The organism is Methylobacterium sp. P5_C11 (assembly GCF_054049775.1).
In genome coordinates, this window is sequence record NZ_JBFULS010000012.1 from 53,521 (window position 1) to 70,423 (window position 16,903).

Consider the following 16,903-nt stretch of genomic DNA (forward strand, 5'->3'; position numbering starts at 1 on the left):
CGACCGCTGATGCGCCGCTTCCCGCCCGAACGGATCGTCTGCCTCACCGAGGAGACCGTCGAGACCCTGTACCTGCTGGGCGCGGAGGACCGGATCGTCGGCGTCTCGGGCTACGCGGTGCGCCCGCCGCGGGTCCGCCGGGAGAAGCCCCGCGTCTCGGCCTTCACGAGTGCCGACATCCCGAAGATCCTGGCGCTGGCGCCGGACCTCGTCCTCGCCTTCTCGGACCTCCAGGCCGACATCGTCGCCGACCTCGCCCGGGCGGGGGTGGCGGTCCACCTGTTCAACCAGCGCGACGTGGCGGGCTGCCTCGCCATGATCCGCACCCTCGGCGCCCTGGTCGGGATGCCGGGGCCGGCCGAAGTTCTGGCGGCCGGCTTCGAGGCACGGCTGGCGGAGGCGGACGCGGCGACGCGGAACCGTCCGCCCCTGCGGGTGTACTTCGAGGAATGGGACGCGCCGATGATCTCCGGCATCGGCTGGGTCTCGGACCTGATCGGCCTCGCGGGCGGCCGGGACGTGTTTCCGGATCTGAGCCGGCAACCGGCCGCGAAGGACCGGATCGTCACGTCCGAGCAGGTGATCGCGGCCGCGCCCGAGGTGATCCTCGCCTCCTGGTGCGGCAAGCGGGTCAACATCGCGCGCATCCGATCCAGGCCCGGCTGGGATTCGATTCCGGCCGTGCGCGACGGGCGCATCCACGAGATCAAGGCGCCGCTGATCCTGCAGCCCGGCCCGGCCGCGCTCACCGACGGATTCGATGCGATCCGGGCCTGCCTGGCGTGACGGGGCCGGGGTGATGCCGCGCCGCAGGTGACGGATGGCGCCCGGATTGGCAGGATGTCCCGATTCGGTACAGACGCATCCCCCGAGATTGATGTCCGCTTCCCTCGGCCTTCCCGACAGTGCCCCCCCGGCCGTCGAGGCGCTGCTGCCGCCCGACCGGCGGCAATCGCCCACGGCCCTGCGCATCCAGCGCGGCGTGCGCCGGCTGTTCTCCGAGATGGGCTGCGTCACCCTGCCGGAATTCTCCCTCGTCAACGGCCGCCGGGCCGACGTGATCGCGCTGTGCGGCGCTGGCAAGCTCACCATCGTGGAGATCAAGTCGAGCGTGGCGGATTTCCGCGCCGACCGGAAATGGCCGGATTACCGCGACTTCTGCGACCGCTTCTTCTTTGCCATCCCCGAGGACGTGCCGGAGACCCTGATCCCGGAGGAATGCGGCCTGATCGTCGCCGACGCCTACGGGGCCGGGATCCTGCGGGCGCCACCCGAGCATCCCCTGAGCGGCGCCCGCCGCAAGGCCGTGACGCTGCGCTTCGCCCACAGCGCGGCGCGCATCCTCCACGCGCTGGCCGATCCCGGCGCGGTGCGGGAGGGGGCGCTGTAGCGTGCCGCGTTCCGACGCCTTCGGTCCCTGACTCGATCGGAGGTGGGAGGCGGCCGCGAAACCCGGTCCGTCGTCGCGTGCGGCCGGGTGCTGCGGTCCCGCCGGCCTCAGGGCGTCGTGAGACCCGCGCGTGGAGCGCCCCGGCCCGGTGTTCATCGGGGCGTAAAACGTCCTAGAACGGCCGCGCTTGCCGGAATTCCGGCGCCGGGACTGATCGATCCATGACATCCGTCGCCCTGTTCGAACTGATCCTCGGTCTCCTCGGGGCAGCCCTGCTGTTGTCGCTCGCGGCCGGGCGCCTCGGTTTCCCGCCGGCCGCCGCCCTGGTCGTCGGCGGCATGGCGCTCGCCGTGGCCCCGGGCCTGCCGGCCTTCGATCTCGACCCGGACCTGATCATGGTCCTGTTCCTGCCGCCGCTCCTGCTCGAATCCGCCTACTTCACCGTGTGGCGCGACTTCCGGGCGAGCCTCGGACCGATCCTGTCCCTGTCGCTGGGCGCGGTCGTGTTCACGACGCTGATCGTCGGGCTCGTCGCCCACGCGGTGATGCCGGCGCTCCCCTGGGCGGCCTGCTTCGCCCTCGGCGCCATCGTCTCGCCGCCGGACGCGGTGGCCGCCAAGGCCGTCCTCGCCCGGGTCGCCCTGCCCCGCCGGATGATCACGATCCTGGAGGGCGAGAGCCTCGTCAACGACGCCTCGGGCCTCGTCCTCTACCGCTTCGCCGTGGCGGCCGCGCTCACGGGCAGCTTCAGCGCCTGGGCCGCGGCCGGCAGCTTCGCGTGGCTCGCGGTGGCGGGTATCGCGGTCGGGCTCGCCTGCGGTCTGGCGGTGAACGCCGGGATGCGGCGGCTGCACGACGCCAATGCCATCACGGTGCTGAGCTTCCTCGCCGCCTACGTCGCCTACCTTCTGGCCGAGGAGGTCCACGCCTCCGGCGTCCTCGCCGTGGTGGCCTGCGGCCTGATGATGGGCGGCCGGGAGCACGAGACCTTCGACGCCCAGGCCCGCCGCCATTCCGTGGCGGTGTGGGAATTCGTGGTGTTCGTGCTGGAGGCCCTGGTCTTCGTGCTGATCGGGCTGGCGCTCCGCGGCGTGCTGGCCCGGACCGGCGGCGCGCTCGGATCGCTCCCGGCGGGGTTGCCGCTGGCCTTCGCCGTCACGGCGGCCTGCGTGGCCGCCCGCTTCCTGTGGGTGTTCCCGGCCGTCTACCTCCGCCGGATCCTCTCGGCCCGGGTGCGGGCGCGGGAGGCCGCCCCGAACCCGGCGGTGCCGCTGATCGTCGGCTGGGCCGGCATGCGCGGGGTCGTGACCCTCGCGGCCGCCCTGGCGCTGCCGGCGGACTTCCCGGGCCGCGACGCCATCCTGGTCGCGGCCTTCGTGGTGATCCTGTTCACCGTGCTGGTCCAGGGCACGACGCTCGGGGCGCTGATCCGCCGGCTCCGGCTCGATCCGGCGAGCCACCTGCCCGACGGCCATCTCGACACGCCGATGGCCCGCGTCCTCGTGAACGAGGCGGGTCTCGCCGCCCTGGAGGGCCTGGTGTTTCCCGAGACCGGGGCGCTCCAGCACCCGCGCCTCGTGGAGGAGTACCGCCGGAGGGTCCGGGCCACGTCCCGGGACCGCGACGAGCGGAAAGCCCTGGCCTCCGAGAAGCGCGAGCATTTCGCCGCCGCGCTCCTCGCAGTCCGGTCCGGTCGGTCGGCGCTGATCGACCTGCACCGGGAGAACCGGATCCACAGCTCGGTCCTGCGGCACTTGGAGGCGGAGATCGACTTGGAGGAACTTCACCTCAAGCGCCTGGCCGGCACCGCGCCGGCCCACGCGTGATCCGGGGCGCCGACCTCAGTGGGCCGCGCAGCCATCCGCCGGCTGGCCGTAGCCGCTGTAGACGACCCGCACCTTGCGCAGGCAGGTCGCCGCAGCCTTGGGCGCGGCCGTCACGGGGGTGACGTCCACCGGCTCGACCCGCAGGGTCGCGGCGACGGGCTGGTCCTCCGGCGTGGCCAGCGCGCGGCTGGCGCTCATCACGAAGGGCGTGGCGGCCAGGGACGAGATGGCGAGCGCGGCGAAGACGGCGATGTTCTTGCGGCCGAAGGTGCTAACGGTGCGAGCATTGCGCATGAGTGGTCGTCCGACGTATTCGTTCGGCAGCGCTGAGGTGCCGAGATCCCCTGTTGCGCTGATAACTTGGCCGTCAGCTCGGCGGTTCCGGGTTATTGCCCAAAAACCGCCACGCTTGGGTGTCCCGCCGCACGCGGAAGCCGGCGCTCAAAGAATCTTGCGGTACTGCACGAAGCCCGATTTCTCGGCGATCCGGTCGTAGAGCTGCATCGCGTCCGTATTGGTCTCGTGCGTCAGCCAGTGGACGCGGGCGCAGCCGGCGGCCGTCGCGGCGTCGCAGACATGCGCGATCAATTGCCGCCCGATCCCGAGGCCCCGGGTCCCGTCCGCCACGAACAGATCCTGCAGGTAGCAGTAATCTCCGATCGTCCAGGCCGAGCGGTGGCGGATGTGGTGGACGAGGCCGACGGCTTCGGCCCCGCGCCAGGCCAGGGCACCGTCGACCGGCTCGGCCGGGTCGTTGAGGCGCTGCCACGTCGTGTCCGTGACGGCCTCCGACAGGTCGACCTTGTAGAAGGCCTGATAGCCCTGCCAGAGCGGCCGCCACGCCTCCCGGTCGCCGGGTCCGATCGGGCGAATCGCGATGCCGGCGGTGCCGCTGTCCATGATGTCCTCCGGTTCTCCGAGGCGATCCGACCATCATCCGGTCCGCCCGCGCAACCCGGGCCGGCCGGGACGCTTGGCCCTTCGCCCGAGACCCCACTTCTTGCACCCCCGGCCGCCCGCACCTAAACCGGCCCGCCGGCGGCCCGATCCGCCGCGCGAGCCCGAGCCACCGAGACCGATGTCCCAGACAAAATCCTTCCAGGGTCTGATCCTGACGCTTCAGGAATTCTGGGCGGCGCAGGGCTGCGTGATCCTCCAGCCCTACGACATGGAGGTCGGCGCCGGCACGTTCCATCCGGCCACGACCCTGCGTGCGCTCGGCCCGAAGCCGTGGAAGGCGGCCTATGTCCAGCCCTCGCGCCGGCCCAAGGACGGCCGCTACGGCGAGAACCCCAACCGGCTCCAGCACTATTACCAGTTCCAGGTGATCCTGAAGCCGAACCCGCCGAACCTGCAGGAGCTCTACCTCGCCTCGCTCGCCGCCATCGGCGTCGACCTGAAGCTCCACGACATCCGCTTCGTCGAGGACGATTGGGAGAGCCCGACGCTCGGCGCCTGGGGCCTCGGCTGGGAGTGCTGGTGCGACGGGATGGAGGTCTCGCAGTTCACCTATTTCCAGCAGGTCGCGGGCTTCGAATGCGCCCCGGTGGCCGGCGAGCTGACCTACGGGCTGGAGCGGCTCGCCATGTACGTCCAGGGCGTCGAGAACGTCTACGACCTCGACTTCAACGGCGCCGAGGGCGCCGACCGGATCACCTACGGCGACGTCTTCCTGCAGGCCGAGCAGGAATATTCCCGCCACAACTTCGAGGCGGCCGATACCGCCATGCTGTTCCGCCAGTTCACCGACGCGGAGGCCGCCTGCCGGTCCTACCTCGCGGCGGGCGCGCCCACCGCCGAGGGCGAGCGCCACCGGATGGCGCAGCCGGCCTACGACCAGTGCATCAAGGCGAGCCACGTCTTCAACCTGCTCGACGCGCGCGGCGTGATCTCGGTGACGGAGCGCCAGAGCTACATCCTGCGGGTGCGGGACTTGGCCAAGGCCTGCGGGGCGGCCTGGCTGAAGACCGCGGCCGGGGGCGCGTGAGCTCCGGGCTTCGGTGGTTCGTCACCTTTGCGGCACAGCCGTAGGTTTCCGAGCGGCAGCCGTCCTTGCGAATGGAGTCACGCGATCCAGGGGGGGCTCCGCGTCTCGGGACGTTGCGTTCTGTCCCTCGGTCGCGTCGCGGCGCCCGCGATGACGGCATGTTGGATTGCGGAGCCCCTTGAGGCTTCGCGCGTTGCAACACCCGCCAATCGGCGCGCTCCGGCGCGTCCGCAGACGCGGGAATTTCCTGATGAAGAAGACGCTCCTCGCCCTTAGCCTCCTCGGTTTCGGCCTCGCCCCCGCGCTGGCGGCCGATCCCGGCCCGGAGGCCGTGGTCAAGAAGCTCTATGCCGAGCCGCACCCGAATCACTCCACCGTCTACACGAAGCGCCTGCAGGGCCTGTTCGACGCCGACGCCAAGCAGGCCAACGGCGCCGCCGGCAACCTCGACTTCGACTTCCGCCTCAATGGCGAGCCCCTGAAGCCCGACACTGTCAAGAACCTGACCTTCAAGGAGGCCACCGAGGGCAAGGACCAAGCGAAGGTCACGGTGGAGCGCAAGGGCGGGGACGGTTCCAAGTCCATCGTGTACGACCTCGTGCGCGAGGATGGCGGGTGGAAGGTGTCCGACGCCCACGCGATCGGCGACCGGAAATGGCAGCTCTCGACCATCCTCAAGGGCGAGGCGCACTGAGCGGGCCAAGCGGCCCGGCCTTCCGACCCTCGACAGGGGTGCGGCGCGGCGATATGGCCGCCCCATGCCCGACCTCCTGCTCGAACTCCGCTCGGAAGAGATCCCCGCCCGCATGCAGCGGCGCGCGGCGGAGGATCTCAAGAAGCTCGTGACCGACGCCCTGGTGGCGCGCGGTTTCCTGTACGAGGGCGCCAAGGCGTTCTCGACGCCGCGCCGGCTGGCGCTGCACGTCGCCGGCCTGCCCCCCCGGGGCGAGGCAGTCCGGGAGGAACGCAGAGGCCCGCGGGTCGGCGCCCCCGAGGCGGCGGTCCAGGGCTTCCTCAAGGGTGCGGGGCTGACGAGCCTGGACCAGGCCAGCACCGTCACCGATCCCAAGAAGGGCGAGTTCTACCTCGCGGTGATCGAGCGGCCCGGCCGCGAGACGCTGGACGTGCTGGCCGAACTCCTGCCCGAGATCATCCGGACCTTCCCCTGGCCGAAATCGATGCGCTGGGGCGCGGCTTCGGCCGAGCCGGGCGCCTTGCGCTGGGTGCGCCCGCTGCAGTCGATCGTCGCGACGTTCGGGCCGGAGACCGAGACCCCGGAGGTCGTGCCGTTCGCGGTCGGCGGGATCGCTGCCGGCACGGTGACCTACGGCCACCGCTTCCTCGCCCCGGAGGCGATCGAGGTCCGCCGGTTCGACGACTATATCCAGGCCCTGGAGCGCGCGAAGGTCATCCTCGACCCCGAGCGGCGCAAGGACGTGATCCTGCACGACGCCCGCGACCTCGCCTTCGCCCGCGGCCTCGACCTCGTGGAGGACGAGGGGCTGCTGGACGAGGTGCCGGGTCTCGTGGAATGGCCGGTGGTGCTGATGGGCTCGTTCGACGAGGCCTTCCTCGACATCCCCGCCGAGGCGATCCGCGCCACCATCCGGGCGAACCAGAAGTGCTTCGTGCTGCGCAAGGGCGGCTCGGAGGCTCTGGCCCCGGCCTTCATCCTGGTCTCGAACCTCGTCGCCAGCGACGGCGGCCAGGCGATCACCGCCGGCAACGAGCGAGTGGTCCGGGCGCGCCTGTCGGACGCGAAGTTCTTCTGGGAGACCGACAAGGCGATCCGCCTGCAGGACCGGCTGCCGAAGCTCGACAGCATCGTCTTCCACGAGAAGCTGGGGACGCAGGGTGAGCGGATCGCGCGCATCGCGGCGCTGGCAAAGGACCTCGCGCCGCGCGTGGGGGCCGATCCGGCACGCGCCGAGCGCGCGGCGCGCCTCGCCAAGGCCGATCTCGTCACCGAGATGGTCGGCGAGTTCCCGGAACTCCAGGGGCTGATGGGACGCAAATACGCGGCGCTCCAGGGCGAGCATGACAGCGTCTGCGCGGCCATCGAGGAGCACTACAAGCCTGTCGGTCCTTCCGATCGGGTGCCCGGCGACCCGGTCTCCATCGCGGTGGCGCTCGCCGACAAGCTCGATACGCTGGTGGGGTTTTGGGCAATCGACGAGAAGCCCACGGGGAGCAAGGATCCGTATGCGCWGCGGCGGGCAGCGCTGGGGGTGATCCGGTTAATCTTAGAAAATCGCATTCGAATCGGTGTGCTTGAAACACTGCATATATCGGGCGAGATGTATCTTGATCGTCGCGCCTTCTCTGACCTCAGAAGGGTCGAAAAGCAGGCGCAAGATTTTGAAATTCAAGGCTTTGGCGCTGCGGACGCGGAACGTAATTTGCGCGCTCTGGAGAAGCAAAACGAAATTGGCGCTGATAGGGCAGGAGATTTCATCGCCAAATTGGTCGCAATGGAAATCGATCTCCTCGCCTTCTTCGCCGACCGCCTCAAAGTCTACCTCCGCGACCAGGGCGCCCGCCACGACCTGATCGACGCCGTCTTCGCCCTGCCCGGCCAGGACGACCTGCTGATGGTGGTCCGCCGGGTCGAAGCCCTCGGGCAATTCCTAGACACCGAGAACGGGAAGAACCTGTTGGCCGGCTACAAGCGGGCGGCCAACATCCTGCGCATCGAGGAGAAGAAGGACGGCCGCGCTTACGATGCCGAGCCCGATGCCGCCCTCGCCGCCGCGGGCGAGCCGGCCGAGCGGGCGCTGGCCGAGGCCCTGACGAAGGCGCGGGAGACCGCCTCGGCGGCCGTGGCGCGTGAGGATTTCGCCGGGGCCATGCAGGCGCTCTCCACGCTCCGCGCGCCGGTGGACGCGTTCTTCCAGGACGTGACCGTCAACGCTCCCGATCCAAAACTCCGCGAGAACCGCCTGCTGCTGCTCAACGCGCTCCGCGCTGCGACGCGCGAGGTGGCGGAGTTCGCGAGGATCGAGGGGTGAGCCGCACGACCCCCTCGCTCCCACCCGCGCCCTCATCCTGAGGCGCCGGAGCGTAGCGGAGGCCTAGAAGGAGGGCATCAGGGATCGGTACGGCTTCTGGAGGGCTCCTTCGAGGCTCGCTGCGCTCGCACCTCAGGATCAGGTGGTTTGATGGGAGAGCGAGCCCACCGCCCTCACCCGTGATCGTGCCCGGCGTGATCCTCCGGCTCCGGCAGGGTCAGGCCGAAATGGCTCACCAGATCGGCCACCTGCCCCGGGCTGAGCTGYCGCGGGTTGAGGTTGCGGAGCAGCAAATACAGCTTGGCGGTCTCCTCCAGCTCCTCGGTGGCGAAGACCGCGCCCTCCAGGCTGTCCCCGGCCACCACCGGGCCGTGATTGGCGAGCAGCACCGAGCTGTACTTCCCCGCCAAGCCCCGGATCGCCTCCGCCACCGCCGGGTCGCCCGGCCGGTAATACGGCACCAGCGCCGTGCCGCCGGTGCGCATCAGGTAGTAGGGCGTCAGCGGCGGCAGCACCTGCCGCGGGTCGATCTCCGGCAGCATCGAGACCGCCACCGCGTGGGTCGAGTGCAGGTGGACGATGGCCTTGGCGCTCCCCCGGCTCTCGTAGAGCGCCGTATGCAGCGGGATCTCCTTGGTCGGCTTGTCGCCCGAGACGAGCCGGCCGGCCTCGTCGAGCCGCGAGATCCGCGCCGGGTCGAGGAAGCCGAGCGACGCGTTGGTCGGCGTCACCAGCCAGCCGCCGTCGGGCAGGCGCAGCGAGATGTTGCCCGACGAGCCCGGCGTCAGGCCGCGCTCGAACAGGGAGCGGCCATAGCGGCAGATCTCCTCGCGCAGCCGGCTCTCGTCGCTCATGCGGTCGCTCCCTCGATCAGCTCGAACCCGAGATCGATTCTTTTGGGACTCTCACCCGTCAGGCAGGCGGCCGCCCGACGGCCGATCTCCAGGCGCGGCGTGCGCACCGTCGACAGGGGCTGGGGCATCGCCGCCGCGAAGTCGAGCCCGTTGAAGCCGAACAGGGCGATCCGCCCCGGAACGGGAAGCCCCGCCGACAGGCAGGCGAAGTAGCCGCCGAGCGCCATGTCGTCGTTGGAGAAGTAGACGGCATCGAGATCCGGGTGGCGCGCCAGCAGCGCCTCCAGCCCGGCCCGGCCCGAGGCCGGCGAGGACGGGCCGGGCCGGATCTCCCGGCCCTGGAGCCCCAGTCCGGCCTCGCCCAGGGCTTCCTCGAACCCGGCCAGCCGCTTGCCCGCCCGCAGGTCGACCGCGAGATCGTGCCCGAGATAGGCGATCCGGCGGTAGCCCCGCGCGACGAGGTGCCGGGCGCTCGCCGCCCCCACGGCCCGGTTGGAGAAGCCGACCACGGTGTCGATCCCGTCGCCATCCATGTCGATCATCTCGACGACGCGCACGCCCGCGGCCTTGGCCAGGGCCGCCGTTCCAGGCGTGTGCTCCAGCCCGGTGAGCAGCAGCGCCGCTGGCCGCCACGAGAGCAGCGCGGCGGCCAGCGCCTCCTCCCGGTCTGGGTCGTAGTCGCTGACGCCGATCACGCAGGGGATGCCCTCGGCATCCAGGGCCGCGGTCAGCCCGCGCAGCAGGTCGGGGAAGACCACGTTGGCGAGCGAGGGGATGACGACGCCCACGAGCCGCGCGCTCGCCCCCTGCCCGGCGAGGCTGCCGGCGAGGCGATTCGGCACGTAGCCGAGCCGGGCCACCGCCTCGGCCACCCGCTCGCCGGCGCGCTTCGAATAGGAGCCGTGGTTACGCAGGACCCGCGAGACCGTGCTCTCGCCCACCCCGGCCGCGCGGGCGACGTCGGTGAGCGTCACGAGCCGCCCCGGCGGCTGAATGTCGTCCATGGCCCCGCTTCTCCCGCCCGGCGCGGCGCCTTCATGCGATGACCGCACGGCGATCCAGACGAGTCCGGATGGCCGCGGGTCCCCTCTCCCGTGCGGGAGAGGGACAGGGTGAGGGATGGACAGCTTCCGGATCAGGCTCGACGTGAACGCGCGGCGATGGCGTGCTCAGTCCTGCTCCTTCTCGACCCTCACCCCAACCCTCTCTCGCACGGGAGAGGGGGCCCGTCGCGCCTGTCATCGTCGTCGCGCTGACCCGACATAGCCGCCTGCATTATGTCGCACAACCTGATTGGCAGCGCTGCCAATTTACGCTATCGCTCCGCGCAGCGCCGCCTTTCGAGCGACGAAGAGCACTATTTGTCCGGACGCGGGATCGTGCGGACCAGGGAGAACGCGATGCCGGTCCAAGCCGCCCCGCTGGGGGGCGCCACCGCCCCCACGGACGAGAAGTCCTTCGCCGACCGCACCTACGGGAAGGTGTTCTGGCGCCTCGTGCCGTTCCTGATGCTCTGCTACGTGGTGGCGTATCTCGACCGGGTGAATGTCGGCTTCGCCAAGCTCCAGATGTCCCAGGAGCTGAAGTTCTCCGAGACGGTCTACGGGCTGGGCGCCGGGATCTTCTTCCTCGGCTACTTCCTGTTCGAGGTGCCCTCGAACGTGATCCTCCACCGGGTCGGCGCCCGGGTCTGGATCGCCCGGATCATGATTACCTGGGGATTGATCTCCGGCGCGTTCCTGTTCGTGAACTCCGAGTGGAGCTTCTACGGGATGCGCTTCCTGCTCGGCCTCGCCGAGGCCGGCTTCTATCCGGGCGTGATCCTCTACACGACCTCCTGGTTCCCGGCCCATCGCCGCGCCAAGGTGATCGCGGTGTTCATGGCGGCGATCCCGATCTCGGGCATCTTCGGCAATCCGCTCTCCGGCTGGATCATGGACGCGCTCAACGGCACCCACGGCCTGTCCGGCTGGCAGTGGATGTTCCTGATCGAGGCGGTGCCCGCGGTGCTGATCGGTGTCGCCGTGTTCCTCTACCTCGACAACCGCCCCGCTGAAGCGAAATGGCTGACCGACGCCGAGAAGCAGCTCCTGGAGCGCGACATCGCCGCCGACAACCACGGCAAGGAATCGAGCCCGCACTCGATCGCCACCGTGTTCCGCAACGGCCGCGTGTGGTTCATGAGCCTGATCTACTTCGCCTTCGTCACCGGCCAGTACGGCCTGACCTTCTGGATGCCGACGATCGTCAAGGCGTCGGGGGTGCAGGGCAACCTCAACATCGGCCTGATCAGCGCGATCCCGTTCCTGTGCGCGGCCGTCGTGATGGTCCTGTGCGGCCTGAGCGCGGACCGGATGCGCGAGCGGCGCTGGCACCTGATCGTCCCGGCCCTGCTCGGCGCCGTCGGCTTCGTGGTCTCGGCGAGCGCGGGCTCGACCATGGTCGCGGTGGCGGCGCTCTCGGTGGCGGCGGCCGGCGTGCTGACCTGCTCGCCCCTGTTCTGGTCCCTGCCCACCGCCTTCCTGAGCGGCGCGGGCGCGGCGGCCGGCATCGCGCTGATCAACTCGGTGGGGAACCTGGCCGGCTTCGTCAGCCCCTACGTGATCGGGGCGCTGCGCGATGCCACCGGCAGCACCGCCGCCGGCATGTACGCCCTGGCCGCGATGCTGGTGGTCGGCGCGGTCTGTGTGTTCGTCACGCCGGCCCGGATGGTCAACCGCTGACCTGCGATCCGGGCGCGACCTGCCCCCTCTCCCGTGCGGGAGAGGGGACCCGCGCCTCACGCGGTGACGAAGAGCCGCCCTCCCCCCTCACGTAGGATCCGCCCCCGATGACCAACGCAACACACCGCGCCGCGGTGATCGGCCTGGGCTCCATGGGCTCCGGCATGGCCGGCTCGCTCCTCCGGGCGGGTTTTTCCGTGGCTGCCTGCGACGTGAACCCGGATGCGGTGGCGCGCTTCGCGGCCGCCGGCGGCCGGGGCGCGGCCAACCCCGCCGAGGCGGCGCGCGACGCCGACGTGGTGGTGAGCGTGGTGGTCAACGCCGCCCAGACCGAGGCGGTGCTGTTCGGCGAGAACGGCGCGGCCGCCGCGATGCCCGAGGGCGCGGTGTTCGTCTCCTCCGCCACGATGGACCCCGCCGTCGCCCGGGCTCTCGCCGCCCGGCTGGAGGCCACCGGCCGCCACTATCTCGACGCTCCGATGAGCGGCGGCGCCGCCCGCGCGGCCGATGGTGGCCTGACCTTCCTGGCCTCGGGCTCGGCGGCGGCCTTCGCCAAGGCGCGCCCGGCCCTCGATGCCATGGCGGGCACGCTCTACGAACTCGGCGATGCGGCCGGCCAGGGCGCGGCCTTCAAGATGATCAACCAGCTGCTCGCGGGCGTCCACATCGCCGCCGCCTGCGAGGCGATGGCCTTCGCCGCCAAGCAGGGTCTCGATCTTCGGCGCGTCTACGAGGTGATCACCAAGTCCGCCGGCAATTCGTGGATGTTCGAGAACCGGGTGCCCCACATCCTCGACGCGGATTACAGCCCGAAGAGCGCAGTCGACATCTTCGTCAAGGATCTCGGCATCGTGCAGGACATGGCCCGGGCGGAGAAGTATCCGGTCCCGGTGGCGGCGGCGGCCCTGCAGATGTTCCTGATGGCGTCGGGCGCCGGCATGGGTCGGGACGACGACGCCTCCGTGGCGCGGCTCTACGCGCAGGTCTCGGGGGCGAAGCTGCCGGGGACGAAGTGATCAGCGCCGATCCCGCCCTCCGCCTCAACCTGAGGTGACCGCGCAGCGGACCTCGACGGAGGGCTCCAGGGATCGCAGGGCTGGCTGGAGGGCTCCTTCGAAGCCTCCGCTCCGCTCCGGCACCTCAGGATGAGGGCACGGGTTAGATGATGGTCCGCTGAGCGGATCGTCGCGTTTCAAGGATCGGGCAGGGAGTCCCAAAAGAATGCCGCGCTTTGCCGCCAACCTGAGCCTGATGTTCAACGAGGTGCCGTTCCTCGACCGGTTCGAGGCCGCGGCCCGGGCCGGCTTCGACGCGGTCGAGTTCCTGTTCCCCTACGAGCACCCGCCGGAGGCCATCGGCGCGCGGCTCCGGGACAACGGCCTGACGCAGGCGCTGTTCAACCTGCCGCCGGGCGATTTTGCGACGGGCGAGCGCGGCATCGCAGCGTTCCCCGAGCGGTTCGACGAGTTGAAGGCGGGGGTCGATACGGCCTTGCGCTACGCCGAGGCGACCGGCGTCGGCCGGCTCCACCTCATGGCGGGCCTCGCACGCTGGGACGATCCCAAGGCGGTCGAAGCCTACCGCCGGGCCGTGACCTGGACGGCCGAGCGCTTGGCGCCGGCCGGCCTCGATCTCGTCCTGGAGCCGATCAACGGCCGGAACATGCCGGGCTACTTCCTCAACGATTTCGGCCGGGCCGCGGACCTGATCCGCGACCTCGCGCTGCCGAACCTCAAGCTGCAGTTCGACCTCTACCATTGCCAGATCCTGCACGGCGACGTGACCATGCGGCTGCGCGCCCTGATGCCGATCATCGGCCACGTCCAGACCGCGAGCGTGCCCGAGCGGCATGAGCCCGGAACCGGCGAGATGAACGACGCCTTCCTGTTCGACGAGCTGGACCGGCTCGGCTACCGCGGCTTCGTCGGCTGCGAGTACATCCCGGCCGCCGACACCGTCGCGGGCCTCGGCTGGCTCGCCGCCTACAAGGAGAGTGCCCGATGAGCCTCGCGCTGGGCTGCGTCGCCGACGACTATACGGGGGCCTCGGACCTCGCCAACACGCTGACCAAGGCGGGCCTGCGCACGATCCAGACCATCGGCGTGCCAGATGAGGGCCGCGCCCTGCCGGAGGCGGATGCGGTGGTGGTGGCGCTCAAGAGCCGCTCGATCCCGGCCGACGAGGCCGTGGCCCGCTCCCGCGAGGCGGAGGCCTGGCTGCGAGCCCGGGGCGCCGCCCACGTGATGTTCAAGGTCTGCTCGACCTTCGATTCGACGGATGCGGGCAATATCGGCCCGGTGATGGACGCCCTCCGGGCCGACGCGGGCGAGACCGTCGCCCTGGTCACGCCGGCGTTCCCGGAGACGGGGCGGAGCGTCTACCAGGGCAACCTGTTCGTGGGCGCCGTGCCGCTGAACGAGAGCCCGCTCAAGGATCACCCGCTCAACCCCATGCGCGACGCCAACCTCGTGCGCGTGCTCGGGCGCCAGAGCGGCAGTCCGGTCGGCCTGATCGACACCGCCACGGTCGCCCGGGGCGCGGAGGCCGTGGCCGCCCGTCTCGACGCCCTCGCCGCCGAGGGCAAGGGCGCGGCCATCGCGGACGCGATCTTCGACAGCGACCTCGAAGTGCTCGGGCGGGCGATCATCGACCGTAAATTCTCGGTCGGCGCTTCCGGGCTTGGGCTCGGGCTCGCCCGAGCGCTGGTCGCCACCGGACGCGGCGCCCGCGACGCCGCGGGTGCCGCCGTGGGCGAGCCGGTCGGCGGAACCTCGGCCTGCCTCGCCGGCAGCTGCTCCCAGGCGACCCTCCAGCAGGTCGCCGCCGCGGAGGCGATCATGCCGGTGCTGCGCATCGATCCGGCGCGGCTGCTCGCGGGCGCCGACGTGGTGGCCGAGGCCCTGGCCTTCGCGGAGGAGCGCCTCGCCGCCGGCCCGGTGCTGATCGCCTCCTCGGCGCCCCCCGACGCCGTGCGCGCCCTCCAGGCCGCGCACGGGGTCGACGCGGCCGGCCACGCCATCGAGGCGGCGCTGGCGGCGATCGCTGAGGGCCTTGTCGCCCGCGGGGTGCGGCGCCTGGTGGTGGCCGGGGGCGAGACCTCGGGCGCGGTGGTCGACCGGCTGGGCCTCACCGCCTTCCTGCTCGGGCCGGAAATCGCGGCGGGCGTGCCCGTCCTGCGAACCGCCGGACGTCCGGAGCCGATGCTGCTCGCCTTGAAATCCGGCAATTTCGGCGGCCCCGACTTCTTCGGCCGCGCCCTCGACATGATGGCCTGAGGCCGCATACTCCGACGAGAGGTTTCCCATGCACGCCCTGATTCTCGGCGCCGCCGGCATGATCGGCCGCCGCCTCGTGGACGCCCTGGTGAAGGACGGACAGGTGGGCGGCCAGACGCTCAGCGCCCTGACCCTGCTCGACGTGGTGCCGCCCGCGGCGCCAGCGGGCTTCTCCGGGCCGGTCCGGGCCGAGGCGTCGGACCTCACGGCCCCCGGCGCCGCCGAGGCCGCCATCGCCGAGCGGCCGGGGGTGATCTTCCACCTCGCCGCGGTGGTCTCCGGCGAGGCCGAAGCGAACCTCGAACTCGGATACCGGGTCAACCTCGACGGCACGCGCCTGCTCCTCGACGCGATCCGGCATGCCAGCGCGGTGGACGGCTACCGGCCGAAGCTGGTCTTCACCTCCTCGCTCGCCGTGTTCGGGCCCCCCTTCCCGAAGGTCATCCCGGACGACCACATCCTGCGCCCGGCCTCCTCGTACGGGGTCCAGAAGGCCATGGGCGAGCTGATGCTTGCCGACTACGCGCGGCGCGGCTTCCTCGACGGGATCGGCCTGCGGCTGCCGACCATCTGCGTGCGGCCGGGCAAGCCCAACAAGGCGGCGTCGGGCTTCTTCTCGGGCATCATCCGCGAGCCGCTGGCCGGCCAGGATGCGATCCTGCCGGTGCCCGACACGGTCCGGCACTGGTTCGCCAGCCCCGCCGCGGCGGTGGGCTTCCTCGTCCACGCGGCCGGGCTCGACCTCGCGGCGATCGGGCCCCGGATCAGCCTGACCATGCCGGGCGTCTCGGCGACCGTCGCCGAGGAGATCGAGGCCCTGCGCCGCGCGGCGGGCGACAAGGCCGTGGCGCTGATCCGGCGCGTCCCCGACGCCACCATCGCGCGGATCGTCGGCTCCTGGCCGGAGGCGTTCGAGCCGGAGGCGGCCCTCGCTCTGGGCTTCCGGGCGGATGCATCCTTCGACGCCATCGTGGCGCAGCACGTGGCCGAGTTCCACGGCGGCTGAGGCCCCGCTCGCCGTCATCGCGAGCGCAGCGAAGTGACCCAGGGCGGCGCGCCATTAAAGGACGCGGCGCTACTGGATTGCTTCGCTTCGCTCGCAGAGACGGCGGTGCCGAGATCTGCGACCCGGCATCACATGCGAACGGGCGGTCAGCCGAGCGCCGAGCGGATGTCGGTCTGCGGAAAGTCGTCGCCGACGTAGAGCAGCGGCAAGCCGTGCACCTGCGCGCAGGCATAGGCGAAGCAGTCGCCGAGGTTCAAGCGTGCGGGGTGGCGGCCCTTTCCGTAGCGGGCGTGGGCCGCGAGAGCCTGAGCGCTCACGGCCTCGGCGATGGGCACGATGCGCAGACCGGCGACGCGGATGAACGCATCGACTTCCGCCTCGGCCTCGGCCACGGACAATGCCTTCTTGCGTGCCACGGCGACCACCGTCTCGAAGATGGCGAGGCCCGAGGTGAGCGGTGTCACCGCGCCGTCGAGGCAGTCCAGCAGGACGGGGCGCTCCGGCTCCGCGGTCAGGATCGCCACGAGGGCCGAGGCGTCGACGAACATCACTCGTCGTTCAGGCTGTCGTAGAACGCCTTGTCAGCCTCGAGGCCCGTGCGCGGTACGGCATCCATCCTGTCGAGGAGGGGCTTCAGCCGTTCCGCGAGCGGCACGCGCCGCTTCAGTTCGTTCTCGAGCGCGATCCGCACCGCCTCGGTCTTGCTCACGCCGGCCCGCGATGCCAGCTTCTCGGCCAGCTGATTCACCTCTTCGCTGCGGATGTTGAGCGGCACGATCGCCTCCGTGTAGACATGCGAGGCTAGTGTCTACACATCCGCGCCGCAAGCCCGGT

At 71.0% G+C, this 16,903-nt stretch carries 17 protein-coding genes; 11 read left to right on the forward strand and 6 right to left on the reverse strand.

Features of this window, described 5'->3' with window-relative positions:
• Window positions 1-9: 9 nt before the first annotated feature.
• The 3 genes from ACXJKQ_RS09165 to ACXJKQ_RS09175 all read left to right on the forward strand — a co-directional run bounded on the left by ACXJKQ_RS09165 (window position 10) and on the right by ACXJKQ_RS09175 (window position 3,216).
• A complete protein-coding gene (locus ACXJKQ_RS09165) occupies window positions 10-786 on the forward strand; it encodes a cobalamin-binding protein (protein ID WP_457105449.1) in 777 nt (258 codons plus the stop codon).
• Between the two features lie 91 nt (window positions 787-877).
• Window positions 878-1,390 carry an MmcB family DNA repair protein gene (locus ACXJKQ_RS09170; protein WP_457105450.1) on the forward strand — a complete coding sequence of 171 codons (513 nt, stop codon included), beginning with the start codon at window positions 878-880 and terminating at the stop codon, window positions 1,388-1,390.
• Between the two features lie 221 nt (window positions 1,391-1,611).
• Entirely contained in the window at window positions 1,612-3,216 is a 1,605-nt protein-coding gene (locus ACXJKQ_RS09175) for a Na+/H+ antiporter (RefSeq protein ID WP_457105451.1), read from the forward strand.
• A 15-nt stretch (window positions 3,217-3,231) separates the two neighbouring features.
• Here the strand turns inward: ACXJKQ_RS09175 and ACXJKQ_RS09180 are convergent, their stop codons facing one another.
• Complete coding sequence (locus tag ACXJKQ_RS09180; RefSeq protein WP_457105452.1) at window positions 3,232-3,510, reverse strand: hypothetical protein; 279 nt, start codon at window positions 3,508-3,510, stop codon at window positions 3,232-3,234.
• A gap of 147 nt (window positions 3,511-3,657) precedes the next feature.
• Window positions 3,658-4,116: an N-acetyltransferase family protein gene (locus ACXJKQ_RS09185; RefSeq protein WP_457105453.1), complete on the reverse strand. Its 459-nt coding sequence runs from the start codon at window positions 4,114-4,116 to the stop codon at window positions 3,658-3,660.
• A 178-nt stretch (window positions 4,117-4,294) separates the two neighbouring features.
• Between ACXJKQ_RS09185 and ACXJKQ_RS09190 the strand changes: the two genes are divergently transcribed.
• The 3 genes from ACXJKQ_RS09190 (at window position 4,295) to glyS (ending at window position 8,211) form a co-directional block, all read left to right on the forward strand.
• The gene (locus ACXJKQ_RS09190) at window positions 4,295-5,203 is read left to right on the forward strand and encodes a glycine--tRNA ligase subunit alpha (protein ID WP_457105454.1); all 909 of its coding nucleotides are present in this window, start codon (window positions 4,295-4,297) and stop codon (window positions 5,201-5,203) included.
• Between the two features lie 250 nt (window positions 5,204-5,453).
• Window positions 5,454-5,897, forward strand: coding sequence for a hypothetical protein (locus tag ACXJKQ_RS09195; protein ID WP_457105455.1), 444 nt, complete (start codon window positions 5,454-5,456; stop codon window positions 5,895-5,897).
• 64 nt (window positions 5,898-5,961) lie between these two features.
• A complete protein-coding gene (glyS, locus tag ACXJKQ_RS09200) occupies window positions 5,962-8,211 on the forward strand; it encodes a glycine--tRNA ligase subunit beta (protein ID WP_457105456.1) in 2,250 nt (749 codons plus the stop codon).
• A 173-nt stretch (window positions 8,212-8,384) separates the two neighbouring features.
• Here the strand turns inward: glyS and otnC are convergent, their stop codons facing one another.
• Together otnC and ACXJKQ_RS09210 are read right to left on the reverse strand one after the other, a co-directional pair.
• Window positions 8,385-9,065, reverse strand: a complete 681-nt coding sequence (otnC, locus tag ACXJKQ_RS09205; protein ID WP_457105457.1) for a 3-oxo-tetronate 4-phosphate decarboxylase — start codon at window positions 9,063-9,065, stop codon at window positions 8,385-8,387.
• Window positions 9,062-10,069 carry a LacI family DNA-binding transcriptional regulator gene (locus tag ACXJKQ_RS09210; protein WP_457105458.1) on the reverse strand — a complete coding sequence of 336 codons (1,008 nt, stop codon included), beginning with the start codon at window positions 10,067-10,069 and terminating at the stop codon, window positions 9,062-9,064. The genes otnC and ACXJKQ_RS09210 overlap by 4 nt, the downstream gene beginning before the upstream one ends.
• 396 nt (window positions 10,070-10,465) lie before the next feature.
• On the opposite strand from ACXJKQ_RS09210, the gene ACXJKQ_RS09215 reads away from it, so the two are divergent.
• The 5 genes from ACXJKQ_RS09215 (at window position 10,466) to denD (ending at window position 16,069) form a co-directional block, all read left to right on the forward strand.
• On the forward strand, window positions 10,466-11,788 hold the full coding sequence (locus ACXJKQ_RS09215; protein ID WP_457105459.1) for an MFS transporter: 1,323 nt from the start codon (window positions 10,466-10,468) through the stop codon (window positions 11,786-11,788).
• A gap of 107 nt (window positions 11,789-11,895) precedes the next feature.
• Window positions 11,896-12,804, forward strand: coding sequence for an L-threonate dehydrogenase (ltnD, locus tag ACXJKQ_RS09220; protein WP_457105460.1), 909 nt, complete (start codon window positions 11,896-11,898; stop codon window positions 12,802-12,804).
• A 205-nt stretch (window positions 12,805-13,009) separates the two neighbouring features.
• Window positions 13,010-13,792 carry a 2-oxo-tetronate isomerase gene (otnI, locus tag ACXJKQ_RS09225; protein ID WP_457105461.1) on the forward strand — a complete coding sequence of 261 codons (783 nt, stop codon included), beginning with the start codon at window positions 13,010-13,012 and terminating at the stop codon, window positions 13,790-13,792.
• Window positions 13,789-15,063 carry a 3-oxo-tetronate kinase gene (otnK, locus tag ACXJKQ_RS09230; protein WP_457105462.1) on the forward strand — a complete coding sequence of 425 codons (1,275 nt, stop codon included), beginning with the start codon at window positions 13,789-13,791 and terminating at the stop codon, window positions 15,061-15,063. Before otnI ends, otnK begins: the two co-directional genes overlap by 4 nt.
• Window positions 15,064-15,091: 28 nt before the next feature.
• Window positions 15,092-16,069 carry a D-erythronate dehydrogenase gene (gene denD / locus ACXJKQ_RS09235; RefSeq protein WP_457105463.1) on the forward strand — a complete coding sequence of 326 codons (978 nt, stop codon included), beginning with the start codon at window positions 15,092-15,094 and terminating at the stop codon, window positions 16,067-16,069.
• 146 nt (window positions 16,070-16,215) lie between these two features.
• Here the strand turns inward: denD and ACXJKQ_RS09240 are convergent, their stop codons facing one another.
• Window positions 16,216-16,617, reverse strand: coding sequence for a type II toxin-antitoxin system VapC family toxin (locus ACXJKQ_RS09240; RefSeq protein WP_457105464.1), 402 nt, complete (start codon window positions 16,615-16,617; stop codon window positions 16,216-16,218).
• Window positions 16,617-16,844 carry a type II toxin-antitoxin system VapB family antitoxin gene (locus tag ACXJKQ_RS09245; RefSeq protein ID WP_457105465.1) on the reverse strand — a complete coding sequence of 76 codons (228 nt, stop codon included), beginning with the start codon at window positions 16,842-16,844 and terminating at the stop codon, window positions 16,617-16,619. The genes ACXJKQ_RS09240 and ACXJKQ_RS09245 overlap by 1 nt, the downstream gene beginning before the upstream one ends.
• Window positions 16,845-16,903: the final 59 nt, after the last annotated feature.